The organism is Streptomyces sp. DT224 (assembly GCF_049844595.1).
GTDB lineage: Bacteria > Actinomycetota > Actinomycetes > Streptomycetales > Streptomycetaceae > Streptomyces.
The window spans coordinates 247,694-259,575 of the sequence record NZ_JBNCLI010000006.1 but is presented as its reverse complement, the minus strand read 5'-3'; the positions used below and the strand labels follow the sequence as shown (position 1 = coordinate 259,575).

The window sequence follows — 11,882 nt, the reverse complement described above, 5'->3', positions numbered from 1 at the left end:
CCGGGGTCAGCCGAGTTCCTTGGTGAGGGTGTACTCCGTGACGCCCGGCGGGAAGTCCTCGACCTGGCCGCGCACCTCGTACCCCTGCTTCCGGTAGAAGCCGGGGGCCTGGAAGTCCCAGGTCTCCACCCGGGAGCGGGCGCAGGACCGGTCCGCCCGCGCCACCCGTTCCGCCTCGGCGAGCAGCCGCGCGCCGAGGCCGGAGCCCCGGTGCGCGGTATCGACCCACAGCAGCTCCAGGTGGAGCCAGCGTGCCCAGGTGTGGGCCGCGAGACCGCCCGCGAGGCGCCCCTCGGCATCCAGCGCCCAGACGTGCAGCGGCTCCTCGTGCGCGTCGGGTGCGCCGCGCAGGGCGGCCATGTGCGGTGAGCGCGCGGTGTTGTCGTCCCGCAGCCGCCGGTGCAGCTGCGCACGTCGTTCCTTGTCCACTTCCGTCTCAAGATGGAACATGCGCCCCAGCCTAGGGCGCACCCCTGGACAAGTTCCGCCAATTCCCCTCCTCCCAGGCCCCCCGCCCGTACCCTGATGCTCAGCGTCGGCGGGGGGCCTGCGCCGTATTCAGGGGTACGAGACAGCCGGGCGCAGCACCCGCGGGTCCGGCCCCGCCGGGGGACGCACGCCTGGGGCGGCCCGTCATTTCACAGCATGGGGGTGCCTGTGGCCCGTATCCGGGTTCTCGTGGTGGACGACCACCGGATCTTCGCCGAGTCGCTGGCCGCCGCGCTCGCGGCCGAGCCGGACGTCGAGGTGGCCGCGGCCGGCAGCGGCCCGGCGGCGCTGCGCTGTCTGGAGCGCGCGGCGGCCGAGGGCCGGGGCTACGACGTGCTGCTGGCCGACGCGGAACTGGGCTCCGCCGCCGCGCCCGCCCGCACCGGCGCGGGCCCGCTCACGGTGCCCGCCCCGCGCTCCGGACCGGGCCGGGCCGGTCCGCCCGACGGGATCGCCCTGGTCGGCGCGGTCCGCGTGGCGCGTCCCTCGGTGCGTACGGTGGTGCTCGCCGAGAAGGACGACCCGGCCCGGGCCGCGCTCGCCCTCCAGGCCGGGGCCTGCGGCTGGGTCGCCAAGGACAGCTCGCTGCAACGGCTGCTCGCGGTGATCCGGGGGGTGCTGCGCGACGAGACGCATCTGCCCGCCGCCCTGCTGACGGGGGTGCTGCGCGAGCTGCTGGCCGACCGCAAGCACCGCACCGAGAGCGAGAAGCTGGTCGAGTCGCTGACCCCGCGCGAGCGCGAGGTGCTGCGGTGCATGGTGGCCGGCCTGGGCCGCAAGGCGGTCGCGGAGCGGCTGTTCCTCTCCCCGCACACCGTGCGGACGCACATGCAGAACGTGCTGGGGAAGCTGGGCGTGCACTCGACCCTGGCCGCCGTGGCGCTGGCCCGACGCGCGGGCGTCGGCCCCGTCGACCTGGAGGAGCCGGCGCTATCCGGGGATGTTGTCGAACGGGGCGGTCAACCGGCGTAGCAGCCCGGCCAGTTCGGCGCGCTGCTGGCCGGAGAGCTCGCCGAGGATGGCGCGCTCCTGGGCGAGGAGGCCCGCCAGGGACTGGTCGGCCTTGTCGCGGCCCTCGGCGGTGAGCCGGACCAGGACGCCGCGCCGGTCGCTGGGGTCGGGCAGCCGCTCGACCAGGTTCTTCTTGGTGAGGCGGTCGATGCGGTTGGTCATCGTGCCCGAGGTGACCAGGGTCTGGGTGAGCAGCTGGCCGGGGGAGAGCTGGTAGGGGGCGCCGGCCCGGCGCAGCGACGTGAGGACGTCGAACTCCCACGGTTCGAGCTGGTGCTCGGCGAAGGCGATGCGGCGGGCCCGGTCGAGGTGCCGGGCCAGGCGGGAGACGCGGCTGAGGACCTCGAGCGGTTCCACGTCGAGGTCGGGGCGCTCGCGGCGCCATGCAGCGACCAGACGGTCGACCTCGTCCTCCATGTGGATCAGTGTAGAGGGTCTGTCGACATGAAGTCTCTTGAATTCGAGTGTCTTGACATCAAGATAGTCCCTGTCGATCCTGGGACCCATGACCGCACCCCTCTGGGACCCGCAGCAGTACCTGCGCCACGCGGACCATCGCACCCGCCCCTTCCACGACCTCCTGGCCCGCGTCCCCGACCCGCCCGGCACGCCCGCGCCCCGCATCGCCGACCTCGGCTGCGGCGCCGGCAACGTCACCGCCCTGCTCGCCCGGCGCTGGCCGCACGCCCGGATCACCGGCTACGACAACTCCCCGCAGATGCTGGAGCGGGCCCGCGCCCACACCACGGAGCTGCTGGACTTCGCCGAGGCCGACGCGGCCACCTGGACGCCCTCAGAACCGTACGGCCTGATGGTCTCCAACGCCCTGCTCCAGTGGGTCCCCGGCCACGCCGCCCGCCTGCCGCTCTGGCTGGACGCCCTGCTCCCCGGCGGCACCCTCGCCCTCCAGGTCCCCGGCAACTTCGACCAGCCCTCGCACGTCCTGATGCGCGAACTCGCCCAGTCCCCGCGCTGGCGCCCCCGCCTCGGCGGCCTGCTGCGCCACGCGGACGCCGTGCTGAGCCCCGCCGGCTACCTGGACGCGCTGACCGGACCCGGCACCACCGCCGACGTCTGGGAGACCACCTACCTCCACCTGCTCCCGGGCGAGGACCCCGTCCTGGACTGGGTCAAGGGCACCGGGCTGCGCCCCGTCCTCACCGCGCTCGCCGGTGACGAGGAGGCCCGGGACGCGTTCCTCGCCGACTACCGCGACCGGCTGCGCACGGCCTACCCGAAGGGCCCGCACGGCACGGTCTTCCCCTTCCGCCGCATCTTCGCCGTCGCCCACCGGGAGAACCGATGATCGCCTCCCTCGACCACGTCCAGCTCGCCGCCCCGGCCGGCAGCGAGGACGCGCTGCGCGCGTACTACGCGGACGTCCTCGGCATGACGGAGATCCCGAAGCCGCCGGTGCTCGCGGCCCGGGGCGGCTGCTGGTTCGCCGCCGGTCCTGTCCAGCTGCACCTGGGCATCGAGGCGGACTTCCGCCCCGCCCGCAAGGCCCACCCGGGCCTGCGCGTCACGGACATCGAGGCGTACGCGGCCAGGCTGGCCGCGCGCGGCGCCGAGGTGGTCTGGGACGGCAGCCTGCCGGGCCACCGCCGCTTCTACAGCCACGACCCGGTGGGCAACCGGCTGGAGTTCCTGGAGCCGGTGACCGGCTGAGCCCCGGCACACGGCGGCGCCCCGCCCCCGCGCGTGCGGGGACGGGGCGCCGAGGGTGACGCGGGCCCTAGTACAGGCCGTTGTAGATGTCCCAGCCGTAACCGATCTTGGCGCGCTTCTTGATCTCGCCGGTGCCGGTGGACGAGTAGCGGTACACGTCGCCCGCGCCGTCGACGCCGATCAGGTCGGCCTTGCCGTCACCGTCGAGGTCGCCCGGAGCGGCGAAATGCGTGTAGATGTTGTAGCCGGTGCCTATCTCGGTGCGGGCCGAGAGCGGCTTGGCGGCGTCGCCGGTGCCCTTGTACAGGTAGAGCGTGCCGTCCTTGGCGCGGGCCACGACGTCCGCGAGGCCGTCGCCGCTGAGGTCACCGGCGCCGACGATCTTGTTGTACGTGTCGTAGCCGTAGCCGACCTTGACCTTGGCCGCGAACTTCGTGCCGAGCCCGTTGCCCTGGTACAGGTACAGATCGCCGTTGGTGTCGCGGGCCAGGACGTCGCCCTTGCCGTCACCGCTCAGGTCGCCCGGGCCGGTCAGGCTGTTGTAGACCTGCCAGCCGGTGCCGATCTCCTCGGCGCCGACGTAGAGCGTGCCGTTGTAGACCTGGAGGAGGTCGCCCCAGCCGTCGTTGTCCAGCGAGGAGGCCAGCGACAGGCTCACCTGGTTCCAGCCGGTGTCCGAGCTGTCCAGCTGACGCGGGAAGAAGTTCTCGTTGTTCCGGCTCTGGTACCAGTACAGGCTGCCGCCCTCGGTCCGCGCCTCCAGCTCCTGCTTGCCCCAGTGCGGGTTGCCGCCCGCGCCGGCGAAGAGCGCCGCCGCGTTCCAGCCCGTGCCGCCCTCGACGCGCGCCGCGAAGGTGCCGTCGCCCTTGGAGAGGTACGTGTACAGCGCGCCACCCGGCTTACGGGCGACGATGTCGCCCAGGCCGTCGCCGTCGAGGTCATCGAAGCTGATCAGCTGGTTGTAGATGTCCCAGCCGTAGCCGGCCTTCACGCGCGCCTTGAACGGCTTCGCCGCGTCCCCGGTGCCGGCGTAGAAGTACACGTCACCCGCCGGCGTACGGGCGATGATGTCGCCCAGGCCGTCGCCGTTGACATCGTTGGCGCCCACGATCTGGTCGTAGACGTTCCAGCCGTAGCCCACCTTGACGCCGGCCTCGAAGGGCGCGCCGGTCACGTCACCGGTGGAGATGTAGACGTAGACGTCGCCGGAGGGCGTACGCGCGAGCAGGTCGCCGCGGCCGTCGCCGTCCAGGTCACCGGGGGCGGAGACCTTGTTGTACTTCTGCCAGCCGTTGCCCGACCAGGTGACGCGGCCGGTGCCGTCCGCACCCCCGCTCGGGTGGAGCGAGAGTGTGCCCGACGCCGACAGCGTCAGGACCTCGGCCTTGCCGTCGCCGTCGAGGTCGCCCGGCGTGATGATGTCCTTGGGCGTCTCGTACGGGTCGTCGCTGTCGATCGTGTACGGGTGCGAGTCCGAAGTGGCCGTGACGGCGTACGTGCCGCCGTCCAGGCCCCGGTACAGCATGTCACCGGCGCCGTCGCCGTCCAGGTCGCCGCGCGGCTCGGCCGGGACGACGGAGGACGGCGACTGGGCACCCGCCACGCCCGACGCGCCGGACTTCTTCTTCGCCGCGCGCTTCGGCAGGCTGAGCGTCGGCTGCCCGCCGAGTTCGGCGGTGGACTGCGCGGCGGCGCCGGCCGGGGCGGGCGCCGGGGCATCGGCCGAGGCGGGAGCCGCCAGCAGCATGCCGGCGGAGAGAACGAGTGCGGTGCAGGCCGCGATCCGGCTCGCGCGCTTCGAGCGCGCGACGGAACTGCCGGGTTCCACAGAAGTCAAAGCCCCCCCAGGGGTACGTGGTGGAACCGGGAGAACGTCTTCACGGGTGCATGGGATGCAGGGTGAAGCGGTCCCGGGATGCTTGCAGACTGTACAACGCCCCGCCCCCGCGATTGCGGGGAACGGGGCGTCTCGGGGCGCTGCCGGGTTTTGCCTAGTACAGGTTGCTGTAGATGTCCCAGCCGTAGCCGATCTTGGCTCGCTTACTGATCTTGCCGGTGCCGGTGGACGTGTAGCGGTACACGTCGCCCTTGCCGTCGACGCCGATCAGGTCGGCCTTGCCGTCACCGTTGATGTCGCCCGGCGCGACGAACTGCTTGTAGGTGTTGTAGCCGGTGCCGATCTTGACGCGGCCCTTGAGCGGCTTCGAGGCGACACCCGTGCCCTTGTACAGGTAGAGCGTGCCGTCCTTGGCACGGGCCACGACGTCCGCGAGGCCGTCGCCGCTGAGGTCACCGGCGCCGACGATCTTGTTGTACGCGTTGAAGCCGTAGCCGACCTTGATCCGGGACGCGAGCTTGGTGCCGAGCCCGTTGCCCTTGAACAGGTACAGGTCGCCGGACGTGGTGCGGCCGAGCAGGTCGCCCTTGCCGTCACCGCTCAGGTCGCCCGGGCCCACGATGGCGTTGTAGCCGCTCCAGCCGCCGCCGAGGGTCGAACCCCCGTTGTACAGCGTGCCCTTGTACGTCTCCATCAGGTCGGCCATGCCGTCGTTGTCGAGCGACGACGGGAAGCTGATGTTCGCACCGGCCCAGCCGCCGCTGTCGCTCGCCTTGATGCGGGCGCTCAGCTTGCCGTTGTTCTTCGCGTAGTACCAGTAGAGGGTGCCGCCCTTGGTGCGGGCCATCACCTCGTTCTTGCCGAAGTCGGGGTTGCCGCCCTGGCCCACGAAGAGGGAGGAGGCGTTCCAGCCGGTACCGCCGGCCGTCCGCTGGAGGAAGGTGCCGTAGCCGGTGGACTCGTAGAAGTACAGCGTGCCGCCGGGCGTACGGGCCATCAGGTCGCTGAGGCCGTCGCCGGTGGCGTCGTCCGTGGCGATGATCTGGTTGTACGTGTCGTACCCGTAGCCGGCCTTGACGCGGGCCTTGTACGGCGACGCGGCCTTCCCGGTGCCCGCGTAGTAGTACAGGTCACCGGCCGGCGTCCGGGTGTAGAGGTCGCCGATCCCGTCGCCGTTGACGTCGTTCGCGCCGACGATCTGGTCGTACGAGCCCCAGCCGTAGCCCACCTTGACGCCGGCCTTGAAGGGGGCGCCGTAGACGCTGCCGGTGGCGGCGTACAGGTAGATGTCGCCGGACGGCGTACGGGCGAGCACGTCGCCGCGGCCGTCGCCGGTCAGGTCACCGGCGGCGACGACCTTGTTGTACTTCTGCCAGCCGGTGCCGGACCAGTCGGCGTAGCCGGCGGTGCTGGTGCCCAGGACCTGGTGGATCGAGAGCGTGCCGGTCGCCGACAGGGTGAGCAGCTCGGGCGAGCCGTCGCCGTTCAGGTCGCCCGGCGTGATGACGTCCTTGAGCCGCTCCTCGTAGTCACCGGCGTTCACGGTGAACTCGTACGAGTCCGCCCCGTTCGCCGGAATGAGGTAGTAGTGACCGTCGATACCGCGGTACAGGGTGTCGCTGTAGCCGTCGCCGTCCACGTCGAAACGCGGCAGGGCGGGAACGACCGCGGCCTGCGCGCCTTCCACGCCCGCCGCCCGCGACTTCTTCTTCGCGGTGGGCGCGGGCAGGGTCAGCGTGGGCTGCGGGTCGGCGGCGGGGACGCGGGGCTGGGTGTTGCTGTGCGGCGCGGGCGCCGCGTCATCGGCCGAGGCCGGGGCGGCCAGCAGCATGCCGGCCGAGAGAACGAGTGCGGTGCAGGCAGCGAGCCGACGCGCGCGCTTGGTGCGCGCGGGCATGGCGCGGCCGGGTTCCACAGAAGTCAAAGCCCCCCCAGGGGTACGTGGTGGAACCGGGAGAAACGTCTTCACAGGTGCATTACATGCAGGGCGAAGCTTTCCCGGGATGCCCACAGACTCTACAACTGTGACCACGGGGACTGAAGTGGTTTACCGATTAATCATTGACCGACCCGCCGTGCCACGGACACCCGCCCGTCAGCTCTTCCGGTGCCCTATCAGCCGCGGCTTCGACTCCAGGTTCTCCAAGCCGTGCCAGGCCAGGTTCACCAGATGGGCCGCGACCTCGGACTTCTTCGGCTTGCGCGCGTTCACCCACCACTGGCCGGTCAGCGCCACCATGCCCACCAGCGCCTGCGCGTACAGCGGGGCCAGCTTCGGGTCGAAACCCCGGGCCTTGAACTCCAGGCCCAGGATGTCCTCCACCTGGGTCGCGATGTCGCTGATCAGGGACGCGAAGGTGCCCGTCGACTGGGCGACCGGAGAGTCCCGGACCAGGATGCGGAACCCGTCGGTGTACGTCTCGATGTAATCCAGCAGCGCGAACGCCGCCTGCTCCAGGAGCTCCCGCGGATGGCCCGCGGTCAGCGCACCGGTCACCATGTCCAGGAGCTGGCGCATCTCCCGGTCCACCACGACCGCGTACAGCCCCTCCTTGCCGCCGAAGTGCTCGTAGACGACCGGCTTCGAGACGCCCGCCCGGGCCGCGATCTCCTCGACCGACGTGCCCTCGAAGCCCTTGTCGGCGAACAGGGTGCGACCGATGTCCAGCAGCTGCTCGCGGCGTTCCTTCCCGGTCATCCGCACCCGGCGGGCCCGCCGGGACGAAGGTGCACGGGTGTTCTCACTGCTTGCGCTGGAGTCGGTCGCCACATCGTCCATCATGCCGCGTCGGCCGCCGCGCGGTTGCGCCGGGACTCGATACGGGCGTCGTCCGGCCAGCGCACGTCGTACGCCCAGCCGGCCTGCTCGAACCAGCGGATGAGGCGCGCGCTCGAGTCGATCTGACCGCGCATCACGCCGTGCCGCGCGCTCGTCGGGTCCGCGTGGTGCAGGTTGTGCCAGGACTCGCCGCACGACAGCACCGCCAGCCACCACACGTTGCCCGACTTGTCCCGGGACTTGAAGGGGCGCTTGCCGACCGCGTGGCAGATCGAGTTGATCGACCACGTCACGTGGTGCAGCAGCGCCACCCGTACCAGCGAGCCCCAGAAGAACGCCGTCGCCGCACCCCACCACGACATCGTCACCAGGCCGCCGACCAGCGGGGGGATCGCCAGCGAGATGATCGTGAAGGTCATGAAGTGACGCGAGATCCGGCGGATCGCCGGGTCCTTGATCAGGTCCGGAGCGTACTTCTGCTGCGGCGTCTGCTCCTCGTCGAACATCCACGCGATGTGGGCCCACCACAGGCCCTTCAGCAGCGCCGGCAGCGTCTCGCCGAACCGCCACGGCGAGTGCGGGTCGCCGTCCGCGTCCGAGAACCGGTGGTGCTTGCGATGATCGGCCACCCAGCGCACCAGGGGGCCCTCGACGGCCAGTGAACCGGCCACCGCCAGGGCGATGCGGAGCGGGCGCTTCGCCTTGAACGAGCCATGCGTGAAGTACCGGTGGAAGCCGATCGTGATGCCGTGGCAGCCGATGTAGTACATCGCCACCATCAGACCCAGATCGAGCCAGCTCACACCGCGGCCCCAGGCCAGCGGCACCGCCGCCACCAGAGCCACGAACGGCACGACGATGAACAGCAGGAGCGCGATCTGCTCGATCGACCGCTTGTTGTCCCCGCCGAGCGTGGCGGGGGGAAGAGCCTGATCACCGGCCGCCGGGTCGGCGGCCTCGATCACATCGGGGCTGGTCTTCATGGGGAGTCCCCTGAGGGTGAGAACGGGACGGACAACCGTGGTTACGCACCCGTAACCTACGGCCTCGTAAGTATGGCAGCGCGGAGGCCCGCCCACGAGAGGGCGAAACACCGCGCACAGACGCACGAATACCGGGTAGACACACACCGCGTACCCCGTCCGGACCCCCCGTCCACACGGAAGCCCGCACGGGGCGCGAACAGCACCGAAAGCACGGACACCTATCCTGGAGAGGTCGGACAGCGCGGTCCGCACCCTGCATTCCGGGGTGGCGTCGGCATCCGCCGACCGCGGTCCCGGGTCCCGTGCACAACCACTGCAAGGAGCCGCACACTGTGAGCAGTGCCGACCAGACCCACGCCGCCAGCCCCGAGCTGCGCGCCGACATCCGCCGCCTCGGCGACCTGCTGGGCGAGACCCTGGTACGCCAGGAGGGTCAGGAACTCCTCGACCTCGTCGAACGCGTACGCGCCCTGACCCGCACCGACGGCGAGGCCGCGGCCGAACTCCTCGGCGACACCGGCCTGGAGACCGCCGCCAAGCTCGTCCGCGCCTTCTCCACCTACTTCCACCTGGCCAACGTCACCGAGCAGGTCCACCGCGCCCACGAGATGCGCGACCGCCGCTCCGCCGAGGGCGGCCTCCTCGCCCGCACCGCCGACCGGCTCAAGGACGCCGACCCCGAGCACCTGCGCGCCACCGTCAAGAACCTCAACGTGCGCCCCGTCTTCACCGCGCACCCCACCGAGGCCGCCCGGCGCTCCGTCCTCAACAAGCTCCGCCGCATCGCCGCCCTCCTGGAAACCCCGGTCATCGAGGCCGACCGCCGCCGCCAGGACCTCAGACTCGCCGAGAACATCGACCTCATCTGGCAGACCGACGAGCTCCGCGTCGTACGCCCCGAGCCCACCGACGAGGCCCGGAACGCCATCTACTACCTCGACGAGCTGCACGCCAACGCCGTCGGCGACGTCCTGGAGGACCTGGCCGCCGAACTGGAACGCGTCGGCGTCGAACTCCCCGCCGGCACCCGCCCCCTCACCTTCGGCACCTGGATCGGCGGCGACCGCGACGGCAACCCCAACGTGACCCCCGAAGTCACCTGGGACGTCCTCATCCTCCAGCACGAACACGGCATCACCGACGCCCTCGAACTGGTCGACCAGCTCCGCGGACTGCTCTCCAACTCCATCCGCTACACCGGCGCCACCGACGAACTCCTCGCCTCACTCCAGGCCGACCTGGACCTCCTCCCCGAGATCAGCCCCCGCTACAAGCGGCTGAACGCCGAGGAGCCCTACCGGCTCAAGGCCACCTGCATCCGCCAGAAGCTCGTCAACACCCGCGAACGCCTCGCCAGCGGCCGCCCCCACCGCCCCGGCTGCGACTACCTCGGCACCGCGGAGCTGGTCAGCGACCTCGCCCTCATCCAGGACTCCCTGCGCCGCCACAAGGCCGGCATCGTCGCCGACGGCCGCATGGACCGCACCATCCGCACGCTCTCCGCGTTCGGCCTCCAGCTCGCCACCATGGACGTCCGCGAACACGCCGACGCCCACCACCACGCCCTCGGCCAGCTCTTCGACCGGCTCGGCGAGGAATCCTGGCGCTACGCCGACATGCCCCGCGACTACCGGCAGAAGCTCCTCGCCAAGGAACTCCGCTCCCGCCGCCCCCTCGCACCCACCCCGGCCCCGCTCGACGCCGCCGGCGAGAAGACCCTCGGCGTCTTCCACACCATCAAGGAAGCGTTCGAACGCTTCGGCCCCGAGGTCATCGAGTCCTACATCATCTCGATGTGCCAGGGCGCCGACGACGTCTTCGCCGCCGCCGTCCTCGCCCGCGAGGCCGGCCTCGTCGACCTGCACGCCGGCTGGGCCAAGATCGGCATCGTGCCCCTCCTGGAGACCACCGACGAGCTCCGCGCCGCCGACGTCATCCTGGACGAAATGCTCGCCGACCCCTCCTACCGGCGCCTCGTCTCCCTGCGCGGCGACGTCCAGGAGGTCATGCTCGGCTACTCCGACTCCTCCAAGTTCGGCGGCATCACCACCTCCCAGTGGGAGATCCACCGCGCCCAGCGCCGCCTGCGCGACGTCGCCCACCGCTACGGCGTACGGCTGCGCCTCTTCCACGGCCGCGGCGGCACCGTCGGCCGCGGCGGCGGCCCCTCGCACGACGCGATCCTCGCCCAGCCCTGGGGCACCCTGGAGGGCGAGATCAAGGTCACCGAGCAGGGCGAGGTCATCTCCGACAAGTACCTCATCCCCGCGCTCGCCCGGGAGAACCTGGAGCTGACCGTCGCGGCCACCCTCCAGGCATCCGCCCTGCACACCGCGCCCCGCCAGTCCGACGAGGCCCTGGCCCGCTGGGACGCGGCCATGGACACCGTCTCCGACGCCGCCCACGCCGCCTACCGCAAGCTCGTCGAGGACCCCGACCTGCCGTCGTACTTCCTCGCCTCCACCCCCGTGGACCAGCTCGCCAACCTCCACCTGGGCTCGCGGCCCTCCCGCCGCCCCGGCTCCGGCGTCTCCCTCGACGGACTCCGCGCCATCCCGTGGGTCTTCGGCTGGACCCAGTCCCGCCAGATCGTCCCCGGCTGGTTCGGCGTCGGCTCCGGCCTCAAGGCCCTGCGCGAGGCCGGCCTCGACACGGTCCTGGAAGAGATGCACGAACAGTGGCACTTCTTCCGCAACTTCCTCTCCAACGTCGAGATGACCCTCGCCAAGACCGACCTGCGCATCGCCCGCCACTACGTCGACACCCTCGTGCCCGACGAGCTCAAGCACGTCTTCGACGTCATCGAGGCCGAACACGCCCTCACCGTGCAGGAGGTCCTGCGCATCACCGGCGGCGAGAAGCTGCTCGACACCAACCCGGTGCTCCAGCAGACCTTCGCCATCCGCGACGCCTACCTCGACCCGATCTCCTACCTCCAGGTCTCCCTGCTCGCCCGCCAGCGCCAGGCCGCCGAACGCGGCGAGGAGGAGGACCCGCTCCTCGCCCGCGCCCTGCTGCTCACCGTCAACGGTGTCGCCGCGGGCCTCCGCAACACCGGCTGACCCGGCACCGCACGCAGACGGGGCGCGGGGAACACCTCCCCGCGCCCCGT

Annotated in this window: 10 protein-coding genes; 4 read left to right on the top strand and 6 right to left on the bottom strand. The window is 71.4% G+C overall.

Annotated features, from left to right (window positions below):
- Window positions 1–6 precede the first annotated feature (6 nt).
- Complete coding sequence (locus ACLQ2N_RS16980; protein ID WP_425813734.1) at window positions 7–450, bottom strand: GNAT family N-acetyltransferase; 444 nt, start codon at window positions 448–450, stop codon at window positions 7–9.
- A 195-nt stretch (window positions 451–645) separates the two neighbouring features.
- Between ACLQ2N_RS16980 and ACLQ2N_RS16975 the strand changes: the two genes are divergently transcribed.
- Window positions 646–1,461 (top strand): LuxR C-terminal-related transcriptional regulator, encoded by an 816-nt coding sequence (locus ACLQ2N_RS16975; protein WP_425813732.1) that lies wholly within the window; start codon window positions 646–648, stop codon window positions 1,459–1,461.
- Here the strand turns inward: ACLQ2N_RS16975 and ACLQ2N_RS16970 are convergent.
- Window positions 1,420–1,917, bottom strand: coding sequence for a MarR family winged helix-turn-helix transcriptional regulator (locus ACLQ2N_RS16970; protein ID WP_425813730.1), 498 nt, complete (start codon window positions 1,915–1,917; stop codon window positions 1,420–1,422). The genes ACLQ2N_RS16975 and ACLQ2N_RS16970 overlap by 42 nt on opposite strands.
- A gap of 88 nt (window positions 1,918–2,005) precedes the next feature.
- On the opposite strand from ACLQ2N_RS16970, the gene ACLQ2N_RS16965 reads away from it, so the two are divergent.
- Both ACLQ2N_RS16965 and ACLQ2N_RS16960 read left to right on the top strand, forming a co-directional pair.
- Window positions 2,006–2,806 carry a trans-aconitate 2-methyltransferase gene (locus ACLQ2N_RS16965; RefSeq protein WP_425813728.1) on the top strand — a complete coding sequence of 267 codons (801 nt, stop codon included), beginning with the start codon at window positions 2,006–2,008 and terminating at the stop codon, window positions 2,804–2,806.
- Window positions 2,803–3,168 (top strand): VOC family protein, encoded by a 366-nt coding sequence (locus ACLQ2N_RS16960; protein ID WP_425813726.1) that lies wholly within the window; start codon window positions 2,803–2,805, stop codon window positions 3,166–3,168. The genes ACLQ2N_RS16965 and ACLQ2N_RS16960 overlap by 4 nt, the downstream gene beginning before the upstream one ends.
- A gap of 67 nt (window positions 3,169–3,235) precedes the next feature.
- Here the strand turns inward: ACLQ2N_RS16960 and ACLQ2N_RS16955 are convergent, their stop codons facing one another.
- The 4 genes from ACLQ2N_RS16955 to ACLQ2N_RS16940 form a co-directional block, all read right to left on the bottom strand.
- Window positions 3,236–4,996, bottom strand: a complete 1,761-nt coding sequence (locus ACLQ2N_RS16955) for an FG-GAP repeat domain-containing protein (protein ID WP_425814207.1) — start codon at window positions 4,994–4,996, stop codon at window positions 3,236–3,238.
- Window positions 4,997–5,159: 163 nt separating this feature from the next.
- Entirely contained in the window at window positions 5,160–6,902 is a 1,743-nt protein-coding gene (locus ACLQ2N_RS16950; protein WP_425813724.1) for an FG-GAP repeat domain-containing protein, read from the bottom strand.
- A 198-nt stretch (window positions 6,903–7,100) separates the two neighbouring features.
- Window positions 7,101–7,787 carry a TetR/AcrR family transcriptional regulator gene (locus ACLQ2N_RS16945; protein WP_425813722.1) on the bottom strand — a complete coding sequence of 229 codons (687 nt, stop codon included), beginning with the start codon at window positions 7,785–7,787 and terminating at the stop codon, window positions 7,101–7,103.
- Window positions 7,784–8,767 carry an acyl-CoA desaturase gene (locus ACLQ2N_RS16940; RefSeq protein ID WP_425813720.1) on the bottom strand — a complete coding sequence of 328 codons (984 nt, stop codon included), beginning with the start codon at window positions 8,765–8,767 and terminating at the stop codon, window positions 7,784–7,786. The genes ACLQ2N_RS16945 and ACLQ2N_RS16940 overlap by 4 nt, the downstream gene beginning before the upstream one ends.
- 335 nt (window positions 8,768–9,102) lie before the next feature.
- On the opposite strand from ACLQ2N_RS16940, the gene ppc reads away from it, so the two are divergent.
- On the top strand, window positions 9,103–11,832 hold the full coding sequence (ppc, locus tag ACLQ2N_RS16935; RefSeq protein ID WP_425813718.1) for a phosphoenolpyruvate carboxylase: 2,730 nt from the start codon (window positions 9,103–9,105) through the stop codon (window positions 11,830–11,832).
- Window positions 11,833–11,882: the final 50 nt, after the last annotated feature.